28 protein-coding genes are annotated in these 23,354 nt (G+C 68.0%); 12 read left to right on the plus strand and 16 right to left on the minus strand.

What is annotated here, in order from left to right; genetic code table 11:
* Positions 1–11 precede the first annotated feature (11 nt).
* Together D514_RS23220 and D514_RS23225 are read left to right on the plus strand one after the other, a co-directional pair.
* Positions 12–959: a glycosyltransferase family 2 protein gene (locus D514_RS23220; protein ID WP_017828675.1), complete on the plus strand. Its 948-nt coding sequence runs from the start codon at positions 12–14 to the stop codon at positions 957–959.
* Positions 960–992: 33 nt separating this feature from the next.
* The gene (locus tag D514_RS23225; protein ID WP_017828676.1) at positions 993–1,766 is read left to right on the plus strand and encodes an SDR family NAD(P)-dependent oxidoreductase; all 774 of its coding nucleotides are present in this window, start codon (positions 993–995) and stop codon (positions 1,764–1,766) included.
* A gap of 40 nt (positions 1,767–1,806) precedes the next feature.
* On the opposite strand, the gene D514_RS23230 is transcribed toward D514_RS23225, so the two are convergent.
* The gene (locus tag D514_RS23230; protein ID WP_017828677.1) at positions 1,807–3,861 is read right to left on the minus strand and encodes an ABC transporter ATP-binding protein; all 2,055 of its coding nucleotides are present in this window, start codon (positions 3,859–3,861) and stop codon (positions 1,807–1,809) included.
* Positions 3,862–4,024: 163 nt separating this feature from the next.
* Here D514_RS23230 and D514_RS23235 point away from each other — a divergent pair, with 163 nt between their 5' ends.
* Positions 4,025–5,503, plus strand: a complete 1,479-nt coding sequence (locus D514_RS23235) for an MDR family MFS transporter (RefSeq protein WP_017828678.1) — start codon at positions 4,025–4,027, stop codon at positions 5,501–5,503.
* A 33-nt stretch (positions 5,504–5,536) separates the two neighbouring features.
* Here the strand turns inward: D514_RS23235 and D514_RS38845 are convergent, their stop codons facing one another.
* Entirely contained in the window at positions 5,537–5,683 is a 147-nt protein-coding gene (locus tag D514_RS38845; protein WP_017828679.1) for a hypothetical protein, read from the minus strand.
* A 94-nt stretch (positions 5,684–5,777) separates the two neighbouring features.
* Between D514_RS38845 and D514_RS23240 the strand changes: the two genes are divergently transcribed.
* The gene (locus tag D514_RS23240) at positions 5,778–6,371 is read left to right on the plus strand and encodes a 1-acyl-sn-glycerol-3-phosphate acyltransferase (protein WP_017828680.1); all 594 of its coding nucleotides are present in this window, start codon (positions 5,778–5,780) and stop codon (positions 6,369–6,371) included.
* Positions 6,372–6,428: 57 nt separating this feature from the next.
* Entirely contained in the window at positions 6,429–6,950 is a 522-nt protein-coding gene (locus D514_RS23245; RefSeq protein WP_017828681.1) for a DUF6328 family protein, read from the plus strand.
* A gap of 33 nt (positions 6,951–6,983) precedes the next feature.
* Here D514_RS23245 and D514_RS23250 read toward each other — a convergent pair whose 3' ends face one another.
* Entirely contained in the window at positions 6,984–7,526 is a 543-nt protein-coding gene (locus D514_RS23250) for a Dps family protein (protein ID WP_017828682.1), read from the minus strand.
* Positions 7,527–7,617: 91 nt separating this feature from the next.
* On the opposite strand from D514_RS23250, the gene D514_RS23255 reads away from it, so the two are divergent.
* The 3 genes from D514_RS23255 to D514_RS23265 all read left to right on the plus strand — a co-directional run bounded on the left by D514_RS23255 (position 7,618) and on the right by D514_RS23265 (position 8,986).
* Entirely contained in the window at positions 7,618–8,127 is a 510-nt protein-coding gene (locus tag D514_RS23255) for a GNAT family N-acetyltransferase (RefSeq protein WP_236610907.1), read from the plus strand.
* Between the two features lie 107 nt (positions 8,128–8,234).
* On the plus strand, positions 8,235–8,534 hold the full coding sequence (locus D514_RS23260) for a hypothetical protein (protein ID WP_017828684.1): 300 nt from the start codon (positions 8,235–8,237) through the stop codon (positions 8,532–8,534).
* A 107-nt stretch (positions 8,535–8,641) separates the two neighbouring features.
* Positions 8,642–8,986, plus strand: a complete 345-nt coding sequence (locus tag D514_RS23265) for a LysR family transcriptional regulator (RefSeq protein ID WP_017828685.1) — start codon at positions 8,642–8,644, stop codon at positions 8,984–8,986.
* Between the two features lie 16 nt (positions 8,987–9,002).
* On the opposite strand, the gene D514_RS23270 is transcribed toward D514_RS23265, so the two are convergent.
* Complete coding sequence (locus tag D514_RS23270; RefSeq protein WP_031205492.1) at positions 9,003–9,578, minus strand: alpha/beta fold hydrolase; 576 nt, start codon at positions 9,576–9,578, stop codon at positions 9,003–9,005.
* Between the two features lie 168 nt (positions 9,579–9,746).
* On the minus strand, positions 9,747–11,408 hold the full coding sequence (locus D514_RS23275; RefSeq protein ID WP_017828686.1) for an ABC-F family ATP-binding cassette domain-containing protein: 1,662 nt from the start codon (positions 11,406–11,408) through the stop codon (positions 9,747–9,749).
* Positions 11,409–11,768: 360 nt separating this feature from the next.
* Between D514_RS23275 and D514_RS23280 the strand changes: the two genes are divergently transcribed.
* Positions 11,769–11,963 (plus strand): hypothetical protein, encoded by a 195-nt coding sequence (locus tag D514_RS23280; protein ID WP_017828687.1) that lies wholly within the window; start codon positions 11,769–11,771, stop codon positions 11,961–11,963.
* Between the two features lie 39 nt (positions 11,964–12,002).
* On the opposite strand, the gene D514_RS39160 is transcribed toward D514_RS23280, so the two are convergent.
* The 6 genes from D514_RS39160 to D514_RS23305 form a co-directional block, all read right to left on the minus strand.
* Entirely contained in the window at positions 12,003–12,323 is a 321-nt protein-coding gene (locus D514_RS39160) for a GNAT family N-acetyltransferase (protein WP_017828688.1), read from the minus strand.
* Complete coding sequence (locus tag D514_RS39165; RefSeq protein ID WP_017828689.1) at positions 12,320–12,571, minus strand: hypothetical protein; 252 nt, start codon at positions 12,569–12,571, stop codon at positions 12,320–12,322. The genes D514_RS39160 and D514_RS39165 overlap by 4 nt, the downstream gene beginning before the upstream one ends.
* A 19-nt stretch (positions 12,572–12,590) precedes the next feature.
* The gene (locus D514_RS23290) at positions 12,591–13,121 is read right to left on the minus strand and encodes a glyoxalase/bleomycin resistance/extradiol dioxygenase family protein (protein WP_017828690.1); all 531 of its coding nucleotides are present in this window, start codon (positions 13,119–13,121) and stop codon (positions 12,591–12,593) included.
* An 81-nt stretch (positions 13,122–13,202) separates the two neighbouring features.
* Positions 13,203–13,862, minus strand: coding sequence for a helix-turn-helix domain-containing protein (locus D514_RS23295; RefSeq protein WP_017828691.1), 660 nt, complete (start codon positions 13,860–13,862; stop codon positions 13,203–13,205).
* Positions 13,863–13,931: 69 nt separating this feature from the next.
* Positions 13,932–15,005 carry a redox-regulated ATPase YchF gene (gene ychF, locus D514_RS23300; RefSeq protein WP_017828692.1) on the minus strand — a complete coding sequence of 358 codons (1,074 nt, stop codon included), beginning with the start codon at positions 15,003–15,005 and terminating at the stop codon, positions 13,932–13,934.
* A gap of 52 nt (positions 15,006–15,057) precedes the next feature.
* Positions 15,058–15,798, minus strand: a complete 741-nt coding sequence (locus D514_RS23305) for a class I SAM-dependent methyltransferase (RefSeq protein ID WP_017828693.1) — start codon at positions 15,796–15,798, stop codon at positions 15,058–15,060.
* 59 nt (positions 15,799–15,857) lie between these two features.
* Between D514_RS23305 and D514_RS23310 the strand changes: the two genes are divergently transcribed.
* Both D514_RS23310 and D514_RS23315 read left to right on the plus strand, forming a co-directional pair.
* Entirely contained in the window at positions 15,858–16,460 is a 603-nt protein-coding gene (locus tag D514_RS23310) for a 3'-5' exonuclease (RefSeq protein ID WP_017828694.1), read from the plus strand.
* 83 nt (positions 16,461–16,543) lie between these two features.
* Entirely contained in the window at positions 16,544–17,854 is a 1,311-nt protein-coding gene (locus tag D514_RS23315) for a DNA recombination protein RmuC (protein WP_017828695.1), read from the plus strand.
* A 61-nt stretch (positions 17,855–17,915) separates the two neighbouring features.
* Here D514_RS23315 and D514_RS23320 read toward each other — a convergent pair whose 3' ends face one another.
* Together D514_RS23320 and glpX are read right to left on the minus strand one after the other, a co-directional pair.
* A complete protein-coding gene (locus tag D514_RS23320; protein WP_017828696.1) occupies positions 17,916–18,200 on the minus strand; it encodes a hypothetical protein in 285 nt (94 codons plus the stop codon).
* Positions 18,201–18,380: 180 nt separating this feature from the next.
* Positions 18,381–19,367: a class II fructose-bisphosphatase gene (gene glpX / locus D514_RS23325; RefSeq protein WP_017828697.1), complete on the minus strand. Its 987-nt coding sequence runs from the start codon at positions 19,365–19,367 to the stop codon at positions 18,381–18,383.
* Between the two features lie 185 nt (positions 19,368–19,552).
* Between glpX and fbaA the strand changes: the two genes are divergently transcribed.
* On the plus strand, positions 19,553–20,581 hold the full coding sequence (gene fbaA / locus D514_RS23330) for a class II fructose-bisphosphate aldolase (protein ID WP_017828698.1): 1,029 nt from the start codon (positions 19,553–19,555) through the stop codon (positions 20,579–20,581).
* Between the two features lie 94 nt (positions 20,582–20,675).
* On the opposite strand, the gene D514_RS23335 is transcribed toward fbaA, so the two are convergent.
* The 3 genes from D514_RS23335 to D514_RS23345 all read right to left on the minus strand — a co-directional run bounded on the left by D514_RS23335 (position 20,676) and on the right by D514_RS23345 (position 23,334).
* The gene (locus D514_RS23335; protein WP_017828699.1) at positions 20,676–21,215 is read right to left on the minus strand and encodes a DUF6264 family protein; all 540 of its coding nucleotides are present in this window, start codon (positions 21,213–21,215) and stop codon (positions 20,676–20,678) included.
* A 245-nt stretch (positions 21,216–21,460) separates the two neighbouring features.
* A complete protein-coding gene (locus D514_RS23340) occupies positions 21,461–22,252 on the minus strand; it encodes an IclR family transcriptional regulator (RefSeq protein ID WP_017828700.1) in 792 nt (263 codons plus the stop codon).
* Between the two features lie 2 nt (positions 22,253–22,254).
* Positions 22,255–23,334 (minus strand): 4-hydroxy-3-methylbut-2-enyl diphosphate reductase, encoded by a 1,080-nt coding sequence (locus D514_RS23345; protein WP_186004808.1) that lies wholly within the window; start codon positions 23,332–23,334, stop codon positions 22,255–22,257.
* Positions 23,335–23,354 lie beyond the last annotated feature (20 nt).

The following is a 23,354-nucleotide window of genomic DNA, read 5'->3' on the forward strand; positions in this document are numbered from 1 at the left end:
AGACTCGGCAGGTGACTGTCTCCGCCCCGATCGTGACGCTGATCGTCCCCGGACGCGACATCGCCGCCTTCGCCCCCGCCGCCCTGGACTCTCTGCGCGCGCAGACCGAGTCACGGTGGCGAGCGATCCTCATCGACGACGGCTCGACCGACGAGACGGGGGCGATCTTCGACGCCGCCGCAGCCGATGACCGTCGGTTCACGTCGATCCGACACGAGGCCTCCCGCGGTCTCGGTGCGGCGCGCAATGTCGGTCTCGATCAGGTCTCCACCCCCTACCTCGGTTTCCTCGACGCGGACGACGAACTGCTGCCGGACGCCCTGGCCCGCCTGACGGGAACGCTCGCGCAGACGGGAAGCGACTTCGTCGCCGGTGCCTACGTGCGCTCGCGTCCGCACGGCGGCGGCTACGTCGCCGGTCGCGTGCAGCCCTGGGTCTCGGCGGCGACCTCGCCGGAGCGGCTCGCGACCACTCTCGAGTCCCACCCGCGGGCGGTGTCGAACATCGTCGCGTGGTCGAAGGTGAGTCGCACCGATTTCTGGCACGATCTGCGCTTCCCCGAAGGCGTGGCCTACGAGGACCAGGTGGTCGCCCAGCTGATGTACACGCGGGCACGCGCCTTCGACGTGATCCCCGATGTCGTCGCGCGCTGGCGGCTCCGCGCCGACGGCACCTCGATCACCCAGAGCAAGGCGCAGCTGTCCGTTCTGCGGGACTATCTCGCGGCGCTGCGCGGCGGCATCCGGGTGCTGCATGAGGCTGGGGCGCACGCTTCCGTGACTGCACGGCTGGAGTTGATCCTGGCGATGGACCTCGTGCCGCTTCTCGAGATCGCCGACGCGCACCCGGATCCGGTCTACGCGGTCGAGGTCGAGGCCTTCGTCACCGAACTCCGCGCTCTTCCCGAGTTCGCCGATGCCGTGCCCGACCCTGCCATCGCCGCCGCGCTCGCGTGGTGAGAACGAGCCTCCCGACGACGGAACGGTGAACGCGTGAACGACTACCTCTCCTCCCTCTTCTCGCTCGACGGACGCACCGCGATCGTCACCGGTGGCAGCTCCGGCATCGGCCGCGGCATCGCCACAGCGCTCGCACGCGCCGGCGCGGCGACGGTCGTCGTCGCCCGCGGAGAGGACCGCATCCGGGAGACCGTCGACGAGCTGCGTGCCCACGGCTGCCGCGCAGCCGGGGTCGTCGGCGACCTCGGCACACGGGATGGGATCCACGCCGTCGCAGAGGCTGCGGAGGTGCCGTTCGGCGAGCCGGACATCCTCGTGAACTCGGCTGGCATCAACATCCGTCCGCCGTTCCCGGAGATCACCGAGGACGACTGGGACGCGACGATGACGGTCAACGCCCTCGCGCCGTTCCTGCTCGGCCAGCGCTACGCGAAGGGCATGGCCGCGCGCGGATACGGCCGGCTCCTCCACATCAGCTCCCAGCAGGCTCACCGCGCTTTCGTGGGAAGCGGGGTCTACGGCGCATCGAAGGGTGCCGTCGAGTCGCTCATGCGCTCGGAGGCCGAGGCCTGGGGTGGAACCGGCGTCACGAGCAACACGCTCGTCCCCGGCTTCGTGCTGACCCCGTTGAACGCCCGCCTGCAGCAGGATCCGCAGAAGGTCGCCGAGCTCGCGGCACGCACCATGATCGGACGCAACGGACTGCCGAGCGACTTCGCCGGTGCCGCGGTGTTCCTCGCCGGAGCGGGATCGGCCTACGTCACCGGCCACTCGCTGTTCGTCGACGGCGGACTGTCGGTGCACTGAGGCGCCTCGGTGCTCCAGGACAGCGGCCGGCGCCGACGGCTCACGGCTCCGGCGGGTAGATCCGCTCGTCGGGACGAGGCTCGGCCAGCAGCGGCACCGCCGCAGTGATGGCCGCGACGGCATCGGCACCCGCAGAGTCGACAGGCGCCTTGTCCGCACGGCGCTCGGCGAGGGGCGCCGGCGCGCCGCCGGTCACCGCCTCTTCGACCGCGGCCTCGGTGTCGAGCACGCGCGACGCCGCCACCTGCTCGGCTGCGAGCTCGGCGTAGAGTCCGCCCAGCGCGAGGAGCTCGGCATGGGTTCCCGACTCGACGATGCGTCCGGCCTCCAGCACGTGGATCACATCGGCGCCCATCACGGTCGAGAGCCGATGGGCGATGGAGAGCGTGGTGCGCCCCTTCGCCGCCTCGTCGAGCGCCTCCTGCACCACGCGCTCCGACACCGTGTCGAGCGCGGAGGTGGCCTCATCCAGAAGCAGCACCGGTGGGTCTTTGAGGAGCACACGGGCGATCGCGATCCGCTGCTTCTCGCCGCCGGAAAGCCGGTAGCCGCGCTCCCCCACCACCGTGTCGTACCCCTGCTCGAACCCGGCGATGATGTGGTGGATGTTCGCGGCGGTGCACGCGGCGAACAGTTCGTCCTCGGTCGCATCCGGCTTGGCGTAGCGCAGATTCTCGCGGATGGTGGCGTGGAACAGGTAGGTCTCCTGGGAGACGATCCCGACGTGGTCGATGATCGACTCCTGGGTGAGCGCGCGCACGTCGGCGCCGGCGAACATCACCGCGCCTCCCTTCGCTTCGTACAGTCGGGGCGCGAGGTACAGGATGGTGGTCTTGCCCGCGCCGGACGGTCCGACGAACGCGACGTGCTGCCCCGGTTCCGCCACGAACGACACCCCGTCGAGCGTCGGTCTGGCATCGGCGGAGGCGTCCGGGTAGCGGAAGACGACGTCGGCGAACTCCAGACGCCCCCGTGGCCCCGGTGCCTCGTCGACCGTGATCGCATCCGGGGCATCCTCGATCTCCGGCACCAGGTCGAGGTACTCGAAGATGCGGGCGAACAGTGCCGACGACGTCTGCAGGTCGAGCGACACCCGCATCAGTCCCATCAACGGCATGAGAAGTCGTGCCTGCACGGTGGTGAAGGCGACGACGGTTCCCGCGGTGATCGCACCGGTGCCTCCGGCGATCAAGTAGCCGGAGACCAGATAGATGACAGCGGGCACACTGGCCATGAGCACCTGCACGACCGCGAAGAAACCCTGACCGCTCATCGCCCGCCGCACCTGCAGCGTGACCTGGTTGCGGTTCTCGGCCTGGTAGCGCTCCGACTCGGTGCGCTGCCGGTTGAACGCCTTCGACAGCAGCATGCCCGAGACGCTCAGCGTCTCCTGGGTGATCGAGGTGAGCTCGGACAGGGATTCCTGCGTCTCCCCCGCGATGCGGGCCCGCACCTGGCCCACCTTGCGCTGCACGAAGATCAGGAACGGCATCATGATCACCGCGATCAGCGTCAGCCGCCAGTCGATCAGGATCATCGCGACGAGCGAGGCGATCACGGTCACGACGTTGCCGAGGATGCTGGTGACGGTGTTGGTCAGCACCCCGGAGACGCCGCCGACGTCGTTCTGCAGCCGGGACTGGATGACGCCCGTCTTGGTGCGGGTGAAGAAGCCGAGCTCCATCGCCTGCAGGTGCTCGAACAGCTTCACCCGCAGGTCTCCGGTGACGCTGTTGCCGACGGTCGAGGTCAGCCACGTCTGAGCGACTCCCAGCACCGCGGAGATCAGGAACAATCCGATCATCGCGGCCACGAGCCAGGCCAGCAGCTCGAGGTGCGGCCCGCCCCCGGCCACCGGGAACAGCGCGTCATCGAAGATGCGCTGCACGATCAGGGGCGGAATGACGGCGATCGCGGCCCCGACCACCACAAGGATGCCCGTGAAGAAGATGCGCCAGCGATACGCCCGGAACAGCGAGACCACCCGGGCGCCCAGGCCGTTGATCCGGGGCGCCTCGGCATTCAGCTTCCGCTGCGCGTCTTCATCGACACCGCGGAAACCGCCCCGATGTCCACCACCCATGCCGCCGCCCATGCTCATGGCGCCAGCGTACCCACGCTCGACGACATCGGGACTCGAGCCCCCGCCGAGCGCGGATATCTGTGAACTCGGAATGAAATGTCCGCGGCTGCCGTTACGCTGAAGGACTCTTGCGAACTCTCGCGATATCCATTCTTCTTCGCCCTGGAGGCCGCCCATGTCTGCCGTCGATACCGGCTCCCTCTCCACGACCGCCGCACCGGCGGGGGGCGAGATCCCCCGCAAGGACATGCGGGTGATCTGGCTCCTGCTGGTCGCCGCCTTCGTCGCCATACTCAACGAGACCACGATGGGGATCGCGATTCCCCATCTGAACACCGACCTGGGCATCCCGCCCGAGCTCGGTCAGTGGCTCACCAGCGCCTTCATGCTGACCATGGCCGTGGTGATCCCCACCACCGGCTTCATCCTGCAGCGGTTCACGACGCGCCAGGTCTTCATCGCCGCGATGATCGCCTTCTCGCTCGGTACGCTCGTCGCCCTCGTCGCGCCCGGGTTCGCGGTGCTGCTCGTCGGCCGCGTGATCCAGGCCGCCGGTACCGGCATCATGATGCCGCTGCTGATGACGACGATCATGAACGTGGTCCCGCCGCAGTCCCGCGGCCGCATGATGGGCCGTGTCGGCCTCGTCATCTCGCTCGCTCCCGCGATCGGCCCCACGCTCGCGGGCGCCGTCCTCGAATTCGCCAGTTGGCGTGCCCTCTTCGGGATCATCCTCCCGATCGCCCTGATCGCCCTGGCCATGGGCGCGAAGTGGATGACGAACCTCGGCGAGACCCGAGTCGTTCCGCTCGACGTGCTCTCGATCCCGCTCGCGGCGCTCGGCTTCGGCGGCATCGTGTTCGGACTCAGCCAGTTCGGCGGCGAGGGCGGATCGGGCGAGACGACCGGCATCGTCTCGCTGGTGGTCGGTGCTCTGTCGCTCGGACTCTTCGTGTGGCGCCAGCTCGTGCTGCAGCGCATCGACGACGCGCTGCTCGATCTGCGGGTGTTCCGCTCCAGCAACTTCACCCTGTCCGTCATCATCATGTCGATCCTGGCGCTGTCGATGTTCGGCACCCTGACGCTGCTTCCGCAGTATCTGCAGAACGTCGCCGGTCTGAACCCGCTGCAGTCGGGTCTGATCCTGCTCCCCGGCTCGCTGCTGATGGGTCTGCTCGGACCGATCATGGGGCGCGTCTACGATGCGCGCGGCACGCGTCCGCTGCTGATCCCCGGCACGATCCTCGTCTCCGCGGCGCTGTTCTTCTACTCGACCGTGGGCGAGCACACCGTGTCGTGGGTCCTCATCATCGTGCAGGCCGCCATGTCGGTCGGACTCGCGATGTCGTTCACGCCGCTGTTCTCCGCCTCGCTCGGTTCGCTCCAGCGCTCCCTGTACTCACACGGTTCGGCTGTGCTGAACACGCTGCAGCAGGTCGGCGGCGCGGCGGGCGTGGCGCTGCTGCTGGTGACGTACTCGTCGATCCTGCACGCCGGCGAACAAGAGGGACTGTCGACCGCTGTCGCCGGTGCCCCCGGTGCGCGAATGGCGTTCCTGATCGCGGCGATCATCTCGCTCGCAGCCGTGGCCCTCAGCCCGTTCGTCCGCAAGCCTGCAGACGATGCCGGTGAAGGATTCCACGGAGGGCACTGACCGTCCGTAGACGGCCTGCGACGGCGTCTGCCTCTACTCGCTCTTCGGTGCGGGGATGTGGCAGACGCCGTCGCTGCAGTAGCCGACGGCGTCGCCTTCGAGCAGGTTCAGAGAGTCCGGGAGGGGCTGCAGCCCGAGGGGTGCGTCCTGCTGCACGGAGTCCTGCTGCGTGTTCTTCATCCCTCGATCGTACGCCTGCCCGATGCAGGTGGCGCCGAACCGTGCGAGACGCCTCGACAGTGGGCGGACGGCGATTCTCGCCTACGGTTGTTCCATGCTCAAACGACTCCTCGCCCGCACGTTCTGGGCGTTCAGCAGATGGACGCTCGTGAGCGAGGCCGCACCGACACGTCCGACCGTTCTCGTGGGGGCACCCCATACGTCGAACTGGGACTTCGTCCTGATGCTCGCCATCGCGTGGCGGCTCGACATCGACGTGCACTGGCTCGGCAAGAAGAGCCTCTTCCGCGGCTGGCGCGGTCCGATCATGCGACGCCTCGGCGGCATTCCCGTCGATCGCTCCGACCCGGCTCGCGTTGTCAAGGATGTCGTGGGACAGGTCCACGACGGGACCGTGTTCGGTCTCGTCGTCACCCCGGACGGCACCCGCGGGGGCAACGAGTACTGGAAATCGGGCTTCTACCGGATCGCGCGAGAGACCGGCATGCCGGTGACCCTCGGGTTCGTCGACAGGACGACCATGACGTCGGGACTCGGGCCGACGATCGACCTGACCGGGGATGTCGGGGCGGACATGGACCGGATCCGCGCGTTCTACGCCGACAAGGCCGGCGTGCGTCCCGAACGACGCACCGAGCCGCGGTTGCGCGAAGAGCGCCCCGCCACCACCGACCCCGACGCCACGTAGGCTGCGTCTCCCGCGACGACCTGGACAGCACCGGCGCAGGGAAACCACACTGAGTCCATGACAGCAGACTCTTCGGGTGGCGAGCACGAACTCGACGATCGTGCCGACGGACGGGACGAGACCGCGAACGAACGCGCTGATCGCAACTGGGATGAGTTGCTGCAGGAACTGCGCGTCATGCAGACCGGCACCCAGATCCTCACCGGCTTTCTCCTGGCGGTCGCCTTCCAGCCTCGGTTCACCGACATGGACGAGCTCCAGCGCGACGTGTACGTCGTCCTCGTCGCTCTCGCCGCCGTGGCGACCATCCTCGCCCTGGCGCCGGTGGGGATGCATCGCGCGCTGTTCGGGCATCGCCGCAAGCCCGACCTCGTGCGCATCGCGGCCCGGATCGTCCGCATCGACCTGGTCGTGATCGGCGCGCTGACCATCGGGGTGACCACCTTGATCGTGGACTTCACGGTCAACCGCACGGCGGGGATCGTCGCGCTCGTCGCGGCCCTCGTTCTCGTGGCGGCGCTCTGGGTGGCGCTGCCTCGCATCATGCGCGGCAGACCCCGCGCCCGCGGAGGTGCGTAGGAATGACGCGGCGCCCCGCGAGCGCGCGTGCCCTCAGCGGCCTGCGGGGCTCCGGTTCTCGGCGCTGACCATCCATGCGAACTGCTCGAGCCGCTCGATGATGGCGTGCAGAAGATCCGCCGAGGTCGGGTCCTCTTCGTCGACGGCGTCGTGCACGTCGCGCACCGTGCCCACCACGGCTTCGAGGCGCTCGGTGACCAGGTCGATCGTCTCGGTCGTCGACACCTCGCCCGCAGGGAACTCGGGAAGCGACGTCGTCTTGGCGATGGTCGCGCTGCGTCCGTCGGGGACGGCGTGCAGGGCGCGCATGCGCTCTGCGATCGTGTCGCTGAACGTGCGCGCGTCGTCGATGATCTCGTCGAGCTGACGGTGAGTGTCGCGGAAGTTGCGCCCCACGACGTTCCAGTGCGCCTGCTTTCCCTGGATCGCGAGATCGAGCAGGTCGACGAGCACCGCCTGCAGGTTGTTCGCGAGCGTCGTCGAGGCGGTGAATCCCTTTTCGGCGTTCTGCTGCCTCGTCGTCTTCGCCGCGCCCTTCGTCGAGCCGGTCTTCTTGGTCGTTGTGCTTTCAGCCATGGTGTGACCTCCTGCGGGTCACGCTAGTGCGGACGGCAGCCAGGGGCGAGGGGGTTGACACCGTGGGGACGCACCCCGGAATGTGACTCGGGTGAGTGATGCAGACGCAGTGAACGAAGACCAGGACCCGACGCAGCCGGAGATCGTCATCTCCCCGATCAGCGACGACGACGCCGGCGAGGTGCTGACCGTGCAACGCGCGGCTTTCGTGTCGGAAGCCGCGATCTACGGAAGCGTCGATATGCCGCCTCTGACGCAGACGCTCCCCGAACTGGAAGCGGAGCTCCGATCCGAGTCCGGACTGACCGCACGCATCGACGGGCGACTCGTCGGCGCGATCCGCTACGTCGAGAAGGACGGTGTGCTCCTGATCGGCCGGATCGCGATCGCTCCCGACATGCAGGGCGAGGGCATCGGAAGGATGCTGCTCGAGAGCGCCGAGAAGGCGTCGGGCGCTGACGTCGCCGAGCTGTTCACCGGGAGCCTGAGCGAGGCGAACATCCGTCTCTACGAGGCCTGCGGGTACAAGGAGCACGAGCGCGTGCCCGATGGTGACGGCACCGCGCAGGTGTTTCTGCGCAAGCAGCTGCGAGCAGGGTAAGAGCCTCCTCCGAATCCGCGCAAGGGGGTTGAGACCATCTCCGAGGTGGGGCATCGTGGCCCGGACATGTCGCGACCGTGACATGCCCCGACCGGAAGGAGAGTCTCGTGCTCACCCTCACCGACAACGCCTCCGCCATCGTGACGACTCTCGTCAGCCGTCAGACCGACGCTCCGGATGCCGGGCTCCGCATCCACTCGACCGAGGCCCAGGGCCCGGAGGGCGGTGCACGCCTCGCCGTGCTCGTCGCCGCAGACCCGGAGCCGCAGGATCAGGTCGTGGAGGTCGCCGGCACCCGGCTGTTCCTCGATGAGTCGGCCGCTGCCGCTCTCGACGACAAGATCCTCGATGCCGGCGTGGACGACGAAGGCTCCGTCTCGTTCGCCGTCACCCCTCAGGTCGCCTGACCGAAGGATTCCGGATGCCGCGGCCGACTCGGTCGCGGCATCCGTCTGTCTGCACCGCGTAACCTGGAACGAGCTCGCAAACCCGTGCGAACAGTCGAAAGGCCACCGTGAAGATCTCTCTGCTCCGCCGCTTCGTCGTCCTCGCGGAGGAACTGCATTTCCCTCGTGCGGCAGAGAAACTCGGCATTCCGCTGGCCTCGCTCTACACGTCGATCGACAAGCTCGAGGCCGAGGTCGGCCATCCGATCGTCCATCGCGAGGGCCCGACGCGGCTGACACCTGTCGGCGAGCTTCTGCTGGTGGAGGCGAAGACTGCGGTCGCTGCCGCTCCGGAGCCGGTGCGCAACGCCCCCGCCCCTGCCGGAGGAAAGGCCAAAGCCTCGAAGGGCAAGGGCCGCACGCCCGCCGTGAAGGGGCAGCCGAAGCCGTACAAGAAGCGGCAGGGCCGCTAGCGGGACGGCGAAGGACTCAGTCCCAGTCGAGGTACTCCTCGATGACGACCGCGGTCTCGATCGGGTGTGTCATCGGGAACAGGTGATCGGCGCCGTCGATGCTCTTCACGCTCGCGCGCTCCGGTGCCGTCGACTGCAGCTGCTCTCCGTTGGCGAACGGAGCATCGATGTCCTTGGTGCCCTGGATGATCAGGACGGGCATCACCGGCGCGAGCGGGATGTCGCTCTCTTCGACCGCGAGCAGCGCCAGACCGTTCACGCGGTCGGCGTGCGCCAGAGCGAAGGCGCGCGCGACAGTGCCGCCGAACCCGTGTCCGCCGACCCACGTGTCGCCCAGCCCGACGTGATCGATCACGGCGAGCGCATCCTCGACACGGTCATCCAGCGAGACCTCTTCGCGCTTGGCCTCGGCACGATGGCCGATGCGCAGTACGTGGAAGCCCGCCTCTTCGGCGAGGTAGTGCGAGACGACGCCGAGAACATCAGCCGCCAGATCGCGCTCCTGGATCAGGACGAGCTTGACCGGCCCGTCGCCCTCGTTGACGAAGGGGATCGCGCGGCCGTCGGGCTCGAAGATCTGGGTGTCGGTCATCGGCGTCAATCTCCTCGTGCCGTCGGTGTCAGGAACTCAGGCGGAACGTCCACGGCGGACGCCAGCGACCGGACCGCGGCCGGAGCCGCCGTGTTCCAGCGTATCTTGAGCGGGCGGTCAGGGAGGTGAGGAAGCCCGGATCTGAAAGAGATGCCTCGGTGATCCGGGTCATACCTCGACGACCTGCCCCGCCTCCACCCTCCAGTGCCGGTCGGTCTGCACGGTCGCGAGCATCCGCCGATCATGGGTGACGAGCAGCAGGGTTCCCTCGTAGGACTCGAGCGCCTGTTCGAGCTGCTCGATCGCGGGCAGGTCGAGGTGGTTGGTCGGCTCATCGAGCACGAGCAGGTTGATGCCACGTGCCTGCAGCAGCGCCAGCCCCGCGCGCGTGCGCTCCCCCGGCGAGAGCTCGTCGACGGCGCGCATCACGTGGTCGGCCTTGAGCCCGAACTTCGCGAGGAGTGTGCGGACCTCGCCCGACGCCATCTCCGGCACGAGCTCCTCGAAGGAGACGGCGAGCGGCTGCGTGCCGACGAGCTGCGCACGGGCCTGGTCGATCTCGCCGATCTGCACGCTCGCACCGAGGCTTGCGGTTCCCTCATCGGGAAGCTGCCGTCCGAGCAGCCCGCGCAGCAGCGTCGACTTCCCCGCGCCGTTGGGACCGGTGATCCCGATCCGCTCCCCCGCGTTCACCTGGAGCGACACCGGGCCGAGCTGGAAGGATCCCTGCCGGAACACGGCCGAGCTCAGCGTCGACACTACCGAGCTGGAGCGCGGCGCCGAACCGATCGTGAACTCGAGCTGCCACTCCTTGCGCGGCTCCTCGACCTCTTCGAGCCGGGCGATCCTGCTCTCCATCTGACGCACCTTCTGCGCCTGCTTCTCGCTCGACTCCGCAGAGGCTTTGCGTTTGATCTTGTCGTTGTCGGGCGCTTTCTTCATCGCATTGCGCACGCCCTGGCTCGACCACTCGCGCTGGGTGCGAGCACGGGCGACGAGGTCGGCCTTCTTGTCGGCGAACTCGTCGTACTTCTCGCGCTGGTGACGACGGACCGTGGCCCGCTCCTCCAGATACGAGTCGTAGCCGCCGCCGAAGACCCGGTTGCTACCCTGCGCGAGGTCGAGTTCCAGCACCCTGGTCACGCAGCGGGCGAGGAATTCACGGTCGTGGCTGACCACAACGACCCCGCCGCGGAGTCCGCGCACGAAGGCCTCCAGCCGCTCGATCCCGTCGAGGTCGAGGTCATTGGTCGGCTCATCCAGCAGCGCGATATCGTAGCGCGAGAGCAGCAGCGCGGCGAGCCCCACGCGGGCGGCCTGTCCGCCCGACAGCGAGGTCATCATCGCCGCGGCCGGGTCGTCGCCCAGGTCGAGTCCGAGGTCGGCGAGCACCACCGGCAGTCGCTCGTCGAGGTCGGCAGCACCGCTCGCCAGCCAACGATCCAGCGCGGCCGCGTACGTGTCGGCAGGATCTGTGCCCGGTGCGGCGAGGCTGGGGTCACCGAGTGCGGCGGCGGCGGCATCCATGTCGCGGGTCGCGGCCGTGCAACCCGTGCGGCGGCCGATGTAGTCGGTGACGCTCTCGCCGGCGATGCGCTCGTGCTCCTGCGGAAGCCAGCCGACGAAGGCATCGGCCGGTGAGAGTCGGATCGTCCCGGCCTGGGGCTCGTCGACACCGGCCAGCAGCTTCAGGAGGGTCGACTTCCCCGCCCCGTTCGCGCCGACGAGGCCGACGACATCACCCGCGGTGACGGTCAGATCGAGGGAGTCGAACAGGGTGCGGTGGCCGTACCCGCCGGCCAGCCCTTGGGCCACGAGTGTTGCGGTCATCCGTCAATCCTGTCACCCGTGCGGGTGGTGCGCGGACGCGGCCTCTCCGGCCGTGCGGTCTCCGTCGCACGACGCGGTCGTCCGTGGCCGGGCGCCAAGACTCGTCCGCATGCCGTGGAGCGAGATCGACGTCACCCTCCCGCACGTCACGGTGTCGGATCTACGACGACGCCTGGGTTCACGCCCACGAGGGCACGGCGTGCAGATGCGCATCCGGGACGACGACGTGCTCGTGGCTCGAAACGGGGTCCGGGGGATCCACGCCACCGGCAGCACCGTGCTCCGGGCGCGGCTGCATGACACCGACACCGGTGTGCGGGTGTCCGGCAGGGTCACCCCAGCGGTCCCGACCTGGCCATCGTGGCCGTCCTGTTCCTGGCAGCGGCGGGTCTCGTCGCGCTCGGTCTGGCGCTGAGCGCCGACATCGCCCTCTTCGTCGCCGTGGTGCCGCTCGCACTCGGTGTCACCTTCGCCGCCCTGCTCCCCCGATCGGTGCGGGACGGGCGACCCGTTTTCCTCCGCGCGTTGCTCGACGACACCACGAGCGCGCCCTAGCAACAGGCACGTGCCGAGGCGATCCTGCGCAGGGGCGGACTACCAGGCGCGACCGCGAAGATCGATGGAACCCGACGGCCAATCGGCGCGAGCCGGGTCGAGCGGGAGGATCAGGATCGGCGGCCCGGCGATCTGCTCGACGGGCTCTCCTCTGCGGTCGAGTGAGCGCTCACCCGCAGAGATACTCCGCCAGCCGCAGGATTCGTAGAAGGGAACGACTTCCTCCCGGCAGCCGAGGTAGCCGAACCCGATATCTCCGGCGTCGGTCATCGACGTCGCCGCCCGGGTCATCAACCTGTTCGCCACACCCTGGCCGCGTGCGCCCGACGAGACGAGCACGCCGCCGACTCCGGCGATCACGACGTCGGCCCCCCGACGCCGATGACCCGGCGCTGCCAGCCCACATGACCCACGACCTCGCTTCCGACACGCGCGACGATATGCACGTCATGGGGCGCGTAACCGTAGGGGAGCTCGGGATCCCACGCGCCGAAGTCGGCGAGATACTCGGCATCGAAGAGCGCGCGCAGCCCATCCAGATCCCGTGCCGTCAGCAGGGCATGGGGAACGGTCTCGATCGCGAGTCCCGCCGAGCGGTTCGCCGTCATGGTCTCAATGATGCGCTTCTCAGTCCTTGGGATCGCGCAGGGCGGTCATCGCCTCGAGCAGCGTGTCATGGATGTAGGCGAGCTCGGGCGAGATCTCACCCCACTCCTGATCCCCGCCCTCTGCCGTCCACTCGCCCCCGCTCTCATCGGCGTCCCAGACCGCGTCACCGTGCTGCCAGATCCACCAGAGGTTCGCACTCGGATCCTGCACCCGAGCGAACTGCGTGCCGAAGAAGTCGGTGGGCTTCGTGACCAGACGACCTCCGCGCGCGAGAGCCCGCTCGAGCACAGCGTCGAGGTCATCGACATAGATCTGAAGCAGGCTCGGAGTGAAAGGCCAGTCCGGCTTACGCTCCGCGAGCATGATGGTGGTCGTGCCCACTCTCACCTCGGCCTGAAGCAGAAGGCGGTCGTCATCGACGGTGCGTGCCTCGGCACGCTCCTCGCCGCCGAAGACTTCGACGACGAATCGGGTCAGATCCTCGGCGCCCGTCGTGATGATGAACGGGTTGACGGTGGCGTAGCCCTCGGGGGCGGCGGGAATGGACATCGTCTGCTCCTCTGCTGGTGATGGATGCGATGCCCTCAGTCCACCACCGGATGACTGCCTCGGTATTGAACTTTTCCGCCATCATCGACCTGACAGCACCTGGGCCGGCGTCTGGCCGTGGAAGGCCCTCAGCGAACGAGTCAGGTGAGCCTGGTCGGCGAAACCGCAGCGCGCAGCGCATTCCGTCGGCGGGACGCCCTGCAACAACAGGGCGAACGCTTCACGTGCTCGCGACAACTGCTCGATCTGCTTGCGCGTGATCCCTGTCACGGCACGGACCCGACGCTGACGGTGTCTTTCCGAGTAGCCCGCGTCATCGCCGGAGAGCATCCGCCTGACGTGCTCGTCATCGCGCAGCACGTCGAGCTCAAGAAGACGATCGGTGAAGCTCTCGAGGTCCTCGAACTCCGGGAACGGCAGTGTATGCCGGCCGATTGTGACCTTCCCCGCTTGGACGACGAGGCGCTGCTCGCCGCCGCGCAGGAGCATCTTGCTCACTCCGGGAAGCACCGCGTGAGCCTTCAGCTGGATGCCCCAGCTGTGCTCGCCGACCGTCGAGCGGATCCAGCGGTGCCCCAGGGTCGGACCGGTCAGGCCGGCGAGCATCACGCCATCGGGCTCGCGGGCGAACCACAGATCCCAGTACTCGACGGCCGGGACGAGGTACCGCTCATCTCGCGTCGCCTGCGCCTGCCACACACACTCCAACACCCGCGAGTCGGGATGACGTTCCTCGTACATGCGTTCCGTCCGCAATCGATCACTGCGGAAACAATATAGACGCTGCGAGTCGGCGAGCCACCAGAGCGTTCAGTTGTTGAAGCGGAACTCCACGACGTCGCCGTCCTGCATGACGTAATCCTTGCCCTCGAGGCGCGCCTTGCCCTTGGCGCGGGCCTCGACGACGGAGCCTGTCTCGACCAGATCCTCGAACGAGACGATCTCGGCTTTGATGAAGCCCTTCTCGAAGTCGGTGTGGATGACACCGGCGGCCTGAGGCGCTTTCGAGCCCTTGGGGATCGTCCAGGCGCGAGCTTCCTTCGGGCCGGCCGTGAGGTACGTCTGCAGGCCCAGGGTGTCGAAGCCGATGCGGGCGAGCTGGTCGAGGCCGGACTCGTCCTGGCCGGTCGAGGCGAGCAGTTCCGCCGCATCCTCCGGGTCGAGGTCGATGAGCTCGGATTCGATCTTCGCGTCGAAGAAGATGGCCTTCGCCGGGGCGACGAGGGCTGCGAGCTCCGCCTTGCGCGCGTCGTCGGTCAGCACGGCCTCGTCGACGTTGAAGACGAAGATGACGGGCTTCGCGGTGAGCAGACCCAGTTCCCGGATCGGCGTCAGGTCGATACCGGCGACCGACAGCAGCACGCCGCGCTCCAGCGCATCCTTCGCCGCATTCGCGGTCTCGAGCACGACGGGCTCGATCTTCTTGCCGCGCACTTCCTTCTCGTACCGGGTGATCGCCTTGTCGACGGTCTCGAGATCGGCGAGCATGAGCTCGGCGTTGATCGTCTCCATGTCGGAGGCCGGGTTGACCGTGCCGTCGACGTGCACGACGTCGTCGTCGGCGAAACCGCGCACGACCTGTGCGATGGCGTCGGCCTCACGGATGTTCGCGAGGAACTTGTTGCCGAGACCCTCACCCTCGCTCGCACCGCGCACGATGCCGGCGATGTCGACGAACGACACTGCCGCGGGGAGGATCCGCTCGCTGCCGAAGATCTCCGCGAGCTTCTCGAGGCGCGGGTCGGGCAGGTTCACCACCCCGACGTTGGGCTCGATCGTCGCGAACGGATAGTTCGCCGCGAGCACGTCGTTCTTGGTGAGTGCGTTGAAGAGGGTGGACTTGCCGACGTTGGGCAGGCCGACGATGCCGATAGTGAGAGCCACGGGGCACGAGTCTACCTGGCCGGAGCCCCGCGATCCTGCGGAAGGCTGCGCGTCAGTCGCGGACGGCGCGATACGCCCTGGTCACGTACGGGAGGTCGATGGTCGCGTCGCCGTGCAGGTCGAGCTCGTCGAAGAGAGCGTCGAGCTCGCGGCGGATGCGTGTCTTCTCCCCATCGGCAGCGGTGATGATGTAGCTGCGCGACGCCGCCATCCGATGCAGCACATCGCGGGTGACGGGTCGGACCCATTCCCAGCGCTCCTGGTCGAGCGGTCCGAACGGCGCGGTGACGACCGGATCGCCCTCGGCGAGCATGATCTCGGCGTGGCTGCCGTGCATGACCTCGGTGAGCCTGCGCACCCACTCGACACGATCGTCGCGGATGTTCCAGATGAGGCCGAGCACTCCCCCGCTGCGCACCGCACGACCGATCTCGGTCGAGCCCGCGACGGGATCGACCCAGTGCCAGGCCTGGCCCAGCACGACGGCATCGACACTCGCATCCGGAAGAGGCAGCCGCTCCGCCGACCCGACGAAGGTCGGCACACCCGGCACGGCGCCGCGAAGGGCCGCGAGCATCTCGGGATCAGGGTCGACAGCGACCACCTCGGCGTCAGGGGCCTGGGTCAGCACCCGGGTGAGCTTGCCCGTTCCCGCGCCGACATCGGCGACACGGCGAGAATCCGCCGGCATCCGCTCGAGCATCCAGGCCACCGCGTCGAAGGGGTACTCCGGCCTTCCGGCCTCGTAGTCTCCGGCCTGCGCTCCGAACGACGTCGCCATGTCCTCAGCCATGTCGCCAGCATACGGCGAGTCTGCGACCCCTCTTCGGGCACCCGGGGGAAAGTGGGGATGTGCCACTGGACTTCACTGCGATCGACTTCGAGACCGCGAACTCCAGCCCGGCCTCCGCGTGCTCGGTCGGACTCGTCCGTGTGCGCGGCGGAGAAGTCGTCGCCACCACCGGATGGCTGATCCAGCCGCCGCCGGGACACGACGAGTTCCAGGAATGGAACGTGCGCATTCACGGCATCCAGCCCGAGGACGTGCTCTCGGCCGCGACCTGGGTCGACCAGTTCGACCGCCTGTGCGCCTTCGCCGGAGCCGACGTGCTCGTCGCGCACAACGCGGGCTTCGACCTGAACGTGCTGCGCCGCGCCTCCGAAGCGACGGGGCAGCTCTGCCCGCCCTACCGCTCGCTGTGCAGCCTGCAGGTCGCCCGCAAGACCTACACGCTCGATTCGTATCGCCTGCCGATCGCCGCGGCCGCCGCCGGGTTCGAGGAGTTCTCGCACCATGATGCGCTCGCCGATGCCCGCGCCTGCGCGCAGATCGTCATCGATGCGGCGGCACGAGCAGGTGCGGCCGATGTCTTCGCCCTCGCCGATGCTCTGAGCCTGCGTGTCACCGCGCCGGTCGCTCCGGCCGCACCCGCTCTGGAGCGCGCCGTCGCCTGACCTGCCTCGTCGCGTCTGACTCGTCACGCGGCATCCGTGCGCGGCGACCGGAGAATGTCGGATGCCGGCCGCATCATGAACACATGGATGCTCTGGCTGTCGTTCTTCTCCTCGTCGCCCTCGCGGCGGGTGTCGCTATGGGCTGGTTCCTGCGAGCCGGACGCGGTGCCGCCGATCTCGCGCGCGCTCAGGCCGAGCTGGCGGCCGCACGAGACGATCGCGACCGCCAGTACGATCTGTACCGCGATGCCGTCGAGCATGCGCGCAACGAGCAGCGGGCGGAGGCGCAGCGCGTCCAGCAGCAGAACGCCGTGCTGACAGCGCTCGCTCCGGTTCGCGAGAGTCTGCAGCAGATGCAGACCAAGGTCACCGCCATCGAGCGGGAACGGCACGCGCAGTTCGGCACTCTCGAAGAGCAGCTGCGCCAGGCCCAGGAGTCCGATGAGGCTCTGCGCGCGACGACCGAGTCGCTCGCCGGGGCTCTGCGTTCCACCGCCACGCGCGGCGTCTGGGGTGAGACTCAGCTGCGCCGCGTCGTCGAAGCCGCGGGACTCACCCGGCACATCGACTTCGATCTGCAGGCGACGATCTCCTCCGACCGTGGTCAGGGACGCCCCGACATGGTGATCCGCCTCGCCGGCGGCAGCTCGATCGCCGTCGATGCCAAGGTTCCTCTCGACGCCTATCTCGAGGCCTCCGCTCTTCCCGGCGGCGACGCGCAGGAGCCGCAGCGCCGCACACTCATGCAGAAGCACGTCAAGGCGGTCCGCGCGCACATCGACGCGCTGGCGAAGAAGGCCTACTGGGCGGGCCTCGATGCGAGCCCGGAGTTCGTGATCTGCTTCCTGCCGAGCGAATCGCTGCTGGCCGCAGCCATCGATGAAGACCCGACCCTCCTCGACTATGCGTTCAGTCGCCGAGTGGCGCTCGCCTCCCCCGTCAACCTCTGGGCTGTGCTGAAGACCGTGGCCTTCACCTGGACGCAGCAGGAGGTCTCGACCGAGGCGCGCACCCTGCTCGCGCTCGGCACGCAGCTCTACGACCGGCTGGGAACGCTCGCCGGGCACGCCGACGATCTGCGTCGAGCGCTGGAGCGCACTGTCGACAGCTACAACCGGTTCGCCGGATCGCTCGAGACCCGTGTGCTCGTCACCGCTCGTCAGTTCCCCGGCGTCGACGCGTCAGCGCTCGCGACAGCCGCCCCGACGACGGCGAGCACAGGCCGGCGATTCACCGCACCGGAGCTGCTCGCTGCAGACTCGACCGCGGCGCGGGAAGCTCTCTCAGACGGCGAGTCTGCTCATATCGACCCACTCGATCCCGCAGAGGCCGTCCAGCCCGAGGCCGTCCGCGCCGATGTGGGCGACGTGCGGCTTCGACTCGACGAAGGGTGACACCTTCGGCAGAGCATCAACCGGTGATGCGGTAACTCCGCGGGCGTTCAGCGACGACGGATCAGGCGATGCCAGGAACGCCGCTGAGCAGCAGGATGACGAGTCCGCTGGTGGCCAGGAACGCTCCGATCATCCACCAGGAGCTGATCTCGTGCCCTTCATCGCGGCGGACGCGGAAGAGGACGTCGGCGCGACGAGCCGGATCGACCATCGCGGCCGGTGGCGTCGTGACCGGGGGCGTCGGAACGGATTCCGCATCTGCGCTCACCCGGAGGATGCGCCCCGTGTTGGTCGTGATGATCTTCGTCGGGGCGGCCTTCGAACCGCTCGTGTGCTGCGTTGTCATCTGTTCGCCCTCCTGTGCCTGCGGTGCCTGGCGGCTCCGTCGACGGCGACAAACCCAGTGACAATTGTGACACGGCACCCCAGAGAACCGTGGATCGAGTGGCTGTGAGGCGGTACCGGCTCGATAACGATGCCGCCGATGTCGCCGGCGATGATCACGTGTCAGAGGACGAGCGAAGGATCAGAGCCACTTCGAGACGAGGTGCTCCGAAGCGATGCGACGAAGCGTTCCGGAGGCTCCTCGGAGCACGACGCTCTCGGTGTAGACGTAGCCGCGTTCACGACGGACACCGGCGACGAGCTGGCCGTCGGTGACGCCGGTGGCGACGAAGATCGTGTTGTTGCCCTGCACCAGATCATCGGCCTCGTAGACCTTGTCCATATCGAGACCGGCATCGATGCCGCGCTGGCGCTCATCGTCATCGCGCGGCCAGAGGCGTCCCTGGATGTGTCCGCCGAGAGCCTTGATCGCGCACGCCGTGACGATGCCCTCAGGGCTGCCGCCGACGCCGACGCACATATCGGTGCGAGCATCGTGACGGGCGGCGTTGATGCCACCGGCGACGTCACCGTCGCTCATGAGACGCGTGCCGGCACCCGCATCGCGGATCTCCTGGATGAGCTGCTCGTGACGCGGACGGTTCAGCACCGAGACGACGATCTCGTCGACAGGCTTGTCGAGCGCGCCGGCGAGCTTGCGGATGTTCTCGCCGATGGGAAGACGGATGTCGACGACGCCGACGCCTGCCGGGCCGGTGACGAGCTTGTCCATGTAGAAGACGGTCGAGGCATCGAGCATGGTGCCACGGTCGGAGACGGCGATCACCGAGAGTGCGTTCTGACGACCGGCTGCGGTGAGCGAGGTGCCGTCGATGGGATCGACCGCGATGTCGCACAGCGGTCCACGGCCCGTGCCGACGACCTCGCCGTTGAAGAGCATCGGGGCGTTGTCCTTCTCGCCCTCGCCGATGACCACTCGCCCCTGGAAGTCGACCGTGCCGAGGAACGCGCGCATCGCGTCGACGGCGGCGCCGTCCGCTGCCTCCTTGGCTCCGCGACCGATGAAGGGGACCGCACGGATGGCCGCGGCCTCCGTCGCACGCACCAGCTCCATCGCGAGGTTACGGTCGGGACGAAGAGGGCTCAGATCCGCTGTCAGACTCACCATGCGGTCAGCCTAGCCACCATCTCGTCCGAATCCGCCGCCTTTCGGCCCGAATCCGACGAAGGAATCCGGTTTCTTAACAGCCAGGCAGAAGCCATCGTGCTCGGCGGAGATCTGGGCTGCGGTATCAGCGTGCGCGCCCCGATAGAGTGGCAGCTGTCCCGGCTTCCCCTATCGCAGGAGTTCTCATGCCCGTCGCCACCCCGGATCAGTACGCCGAAATGCTCGACCGCGCGAAGGCCGGCGGCTTCGCGTACCCCGCATTCAACGTCTCCAGCTCGCAGACGATCAACTCCGTCCTCCAGGGGCTGACCGAGGCCGGCTCCGACGGCATCATCCAGGTCACCACGGGTGGCGCCGACTACTTCGCCGGCCACACGGTGAAGGCTCGCGCCGCGGGCGCGCTCGCGTTCGCGCGCTTCGCCACCGAGGTCGCGAAGAACTACCCGATCACCGTCGCGCTGCACACCGACCACTGCCCGAAGGACGCGCTGGCCGGTTTCGTCGAGCCGCTGATCGCCGCCTCCGAGGAAGAAGTCAAGGCCGGCCGCAACCCGATCTTCCAGTCCCACATGTGGGACGGCTCCGCTGTTCCCCTCGCGGAGAACATCGAGATCGCCAAGGACCTGCTCCCCCGCATGAAGAACATCAACGCCATCCTCGAGGTCGAGATCGGCGTCGTCGGCGGCGAAGAGGACGGCGTGCAGCACGAGGGCTCGAACGAGGCCCTCTACACGACCTTCGCCGATGTCGACCAGGCGGTTCAGGCGCTGGGTCTCGGCGAGCAGGGCCGCTACATCGCCGCCCTGACCTTCGGCAACGTGCACGGCGTGTACAAGCCCGGTGGCGTCAAGCTGCGCCCTGAGCTGCTCGGCGAGATCCAGGCCGAGGTCGCGGCGAAGTACAACACCGGCGCCAAGCCGCTCGACCTGGTGTTCCACGGCGGCTCCGGCTCGACAGATGAGGAGATCGCCCTCGCGGTCGCCAACGGTGTCATCAAGATGAACATCGACACCGACACGCAGTACGCCTACACGCGTGCGATCGCCGACTACATGTTCAAGAACTACGACGGCGTGCTGAAGGTGGATGGCGAGGTCGGCAACAAGAAGCAGTACGACCCGCGCGCCTGGGGCAAGATCGCCGAGTCGGCGATGGCCGCCCGCGTGGTCGAGTCGACCCGTCAGCTCGGCTCGTACGGACAGTCCCAGAGCTGATCCGCGAACGAGACAGCAGAAGGGGCCCGGCATTCCTGCCGGGCCCCTTCTGCGTCCCGATGGGCCGACGTGCGTCGACGCCGACCGGCTGAGGTCAGGGAGTCGTCATCTGCTCGAGGTGGGCGACGAAGGCAGGGTCACTCATCATCGGCACCGCGATGCAGACGGAGACCACGCCGATGGTGACGATCGCTCCGACGATCGGGAGCCACCAGGTGAGGCGGCCACGACGCAGGCGTCGGATCGAGAGCGCAGCGGTGATCGACCATCCGACGACGAGGACGATCGCGGCGATCATCCCCCAGGTCTTCGCCTGCGCGAAGTTCGTGAACTCCCCCTCGATGCCGACGACCTTCATGGTCTGGTTCATGACGCTCGGCAGGTCCAGGTAGGACAGGCCGGTGATGACGACGTTGATCAGTCCGTAGGCGAGCATCACGATCGTCGCGAAGCGATCGACAGGATGCGACCGCTTCGTCGAAGACTCGTTCACCGGGTTCCCGGCCTGAACCGCGGGCGGCAGTGGCGCCGAGGGCGGTGCGATCACGACCTCGTCGAGCGGGGGCAGGCCGGCGGCTCGTCGCTGTTCCTCGGGGGTCGCGAGTTCGCCGTACTGGGGCCGCTGGTCGCTCATCCCGCCATGCTAACGGCACAACCTCGGGCCGGTTCACAGCGGGCGACCGCTCCCTGTGGGGCACAAACGATAGCGGCCCCGGAGAAGTGGGGACTTCTCGGGGCCGCGGACGTGGAGCGTGGGGACGCTCCTCATCCAGATTGACCGCCAGCGCTGGGGACGCTAGAGGCGATCGGTGACGTTCACGTATGCCGCCACTGTTCCCATAGTAGGAAAACGCGTGCCGACGCGCCAGGGGCCCTCCTTCAGATAGTGAACTCGGCTCCGGAGGAACCCTCCTCCAGCACGTTGGCCCCGAGCTGCAGAGAGAGACGGCGTGCAGTGCGCTGGAGCGTCGAGACGAGCGTGCGATCGACCACGGCACCATCGGCCGGCAACGAGATCGCCAGCGAGGCGATGACCCCGGGGGCGATGACCGGCACAGCGACGCAGGTGGCGCCGATCGCGTATTCCTGCTGATCGATCGTCCACCCCGGAGAGCGCTCCAGCTGCGTCAGCAATGCCCTGCGATCGGTGATGGTGCGCGGTGTGAGCTCCGGCAGACGATGCCGCGAGAGGTAGTCCAGGCGATCCGCTTCCGGGAGTTCGGCGAGGATCTGCTTGCCCAGCGCGGTCGCATGAGCGCTGGACTGCAGCCCCACCCACAGCTCTATCCGGGGATTGCGGACAGCGTCGACGATGTCGACCATGTGCATCTCCCCGTCATCGAAGCGGGAGAGATACGCCGTGGCTCCGACGTCTTCGGTCACCTCCCGCAGCGCTGCGCGCACGCGGGCGAGGAACACTCCCCGCGAGCTGATCTGCTGCTGGAACGACGGAAACCGAGTGCCCAGCACGACACCGTCCGGTTCCGAGGAGAGGTATCCCTCATGCACGAGCGTGCGCACCAGGTTGTAGGTGGTACCGGGGGTCAGACCGGTGATGGCCGCGAGCATCTTGGGAGGAAGCGGCCGAGGTGAATTGGCGACGATGTCGACCAGCCGCAGAGCGCGTTGCACCGACCCGATGAGGGTGGGCTCCGCCTCCGCGGCGCTCACCGCTAAGCGCCTCCTCCGGACGCGCGACCACCGAGGGCCCGCGCGTCGCGCTGACCCGCAGCATCTTGACGCAGTTCCTTGGGCAGGGAGAACATGAGGTCTTCCTCTGCCGTCTTCACTTCTTCGATGTCGCGGTAGCCGGCGTCGCCGATCGCATCGAGCACCTCGCGCACCAGCACTTCGGGCACGGATGCCCCGCTGGTCACACCGACGGTCTCGACCCCGTCGAGCCACTCCTGCTGGATCTCTTCTGCGTAGTCCACGCGATAGGCGGCCTTCGCCCCGTACTCGAGGGCGACCTCGACGAGGCGCACGCTGTTGGACGAGTTCGATGAGCCGACGACGATCACCAGGTCTGCTCCGGCGGCGACCTTCTTGATCGCGACTTGACGGTTCTGCGTCGCGTAGCAGATGTCATCGGACGGCGGATTCTGGAGTTCGGGGAATCGCATGCGCAGACGGTTGACCGTCTCCATCGTCTCGTCGACCGAGAGGGTGGTCTGCGAGAGCCAGACGACCTTGTTCGGGTCCTTCACCACGACGGTGTCGGCTTCCTCGGGAGAGTTCACGACGGTGACGTGCTCCGGGGCTTCCCCTGCCGTCCCCTCGACCTCTTCGTGGCCCTCGTGGCCGATGAGCAGGATCTCGAAATCGTCGCGTGCGAAGCGCACGGCCTCGCGGTGCACCTTGGTGACGAGGGGGCAAGTCGCATCGATCGCGTGGAGTCCTCGATCGGATGCCGCGTTCACGACCGCCGGCGAGACACCGTGGGCGCTGAAGACGACGTGGGCCCCCTCAGGGACCTCATCGACCTCTTCGACGAAGATGGCGCCCTTCTCCTCGAGCTCGGTCACCACGTGGATGTTGTGCACGATCTGCTTGCGCACGTAGACCGGGGCGCCGTAGCGCTCGAGGGCCTTCTCCACGGCCACCACGGCACGGTCCACACCCGCGCAGTATCCGCGCGGTGCGGCGAGCAGAACCCGCTTGTGTCCGGCCACCGGGTTATCCTGAAGCCGCCCGGCCGCCGCACGCACTCGTGGAAGGCGGGGCACGGGGAGATGAACGGCAGTCGAAGTCACCCTTGAATTCTACCGCCGCG

This window comes from Microbacterium sp. UCD-TDU (assembly GCF_000340625.1).
GTDB classification, from domain to species: domain Bacteria; phylum Actinomycetota; class Actinomycetes; order Actinomycetales; family Microbacteriaceae; genus Microbacterium; species Microbacterium maritypicum.

Excerpts from the sequence above, each read along its gene's own strand:
- D514_RS23230 (WP_017828677.1), bottom strand. The coding sequence starts at position 3,861 with ATGGGCGGCGGCATGGGTGGTGGACATCGGGGCGGTTTCCGCGGTGTC.
- D514_RS23235 (WP_017828678.1), top strand. The coding sequence starts at position 4,025 with ATGTCTGCCGTCGATACCGGCTCCCTCTCCACGACCGCCGCACCGGCG.
- D514_RS38845 (WP_017828679.1), bottom strand. The coding sequence starts at position 5,683 with ATGAAGAACACGCAGCAGGACTCCGTGCAGCAGGACGCACCCCTCGGG.
- D514_RS23240 (WP_017828680.1), top strand. The coding sequence starts at position 5,778 with ATGCTCAAACGACTCCTCGCCCGCACGTTCTGGGCGTTCAGCAGATGG.
- D514_RS23245 (WP_017828681.1), top strand. The coding sequence starts at position 6,429 with ATGACAGCAGACTCTTCGGGTGGCGAGCACGAACTCGACGATCGTGCC.
- D514_RS23250 (WP_017828682.1), bottom strand. The coding sequence starts at position 7,526 with ATGGCTGAAAGCACAACGACCAAGAAGACCGGCTCGACGAAGGGCGCG.
- D514_RS23270 (WP_031205492.1), bottom strand. The coding sequence starts at position 9,578 with ATGACCGACACCCAGATCTTCGAGCCCGACGGCCGCGCGATCCCCTTC.
- D514_RS23275 (WP_017828686.1), bottom strand. The coding sequence starts at position 11,408 with ATGACCGCAACACTCGTGGCCCAAGGGCTGGCCGGCGGGTACGGCCAC.
- D514_RS39165 (WP_017828689.1), bottom strand. The coding sequence starts at position 12,571 with ATGACGGCGAACCGCTCGGCGGGACTCGCGATCGAGACCGTTCCCCAT.
- D514_RS23290 (WP_017828690.1), bottom strand. The coding sequence starts at position 13,121 with ATGTCCATTCCCGCCGCCCCCGAGGGCTACGCCACCGTCAACCCGTTC.
- D514_RS23295 (WP_017828691.1), bottom strand. The coding sequence starts at position 13,862 with ATGTACGAGGAACGTCATCCCGACTCGCGGGTGTTGGAGTGTGTGTGG.
- D514_RS23305 (WP_017828693.1), bottom strand. The coding sequence starts at position 15,798 with ATGGCTGAGGACATGGCGACGTCGTTCGGAGCGCAGGCCGGAGACTAC.
- D514_RS23315 (WP_017828695.1), top strand. The coding sequence starts at position 16,544 with ATGGATGCTCTGGCTGTCGTTCTTCTCCTCGTCGCCCTCGCGGCGGGT.
- D514_RS23320 (WP_017828696.1), bottom strand. The coding sequence starts at position 18,200 with ATGACAACGCAGCACACGAGCGGTTCGAAGGCCGCCCCGACGAAGATC.
- glpX (WP_017828697.1), bottom strand. The coding sequence starts at position 19,367 with ATGGTGAGTCTGACAGCGGATCTGAGCCCTCTTCGTCCCGACCGTAAC.
- fbaA (WP_017828698.1), top strand. The coding sequence starts at position 19,553 with ATGCCCGTCGCCACCCCGGATCAGTACGCCGAAATGCTCGACCGCGCG.
- D514_RS23335 (WP_017828699.1), bottom strand. The coding sequence starts at position 21,215 with ATGAGCGACCAGCGGCCCCAGTACGGCGAACTCGCGACCCCCGAGGAA.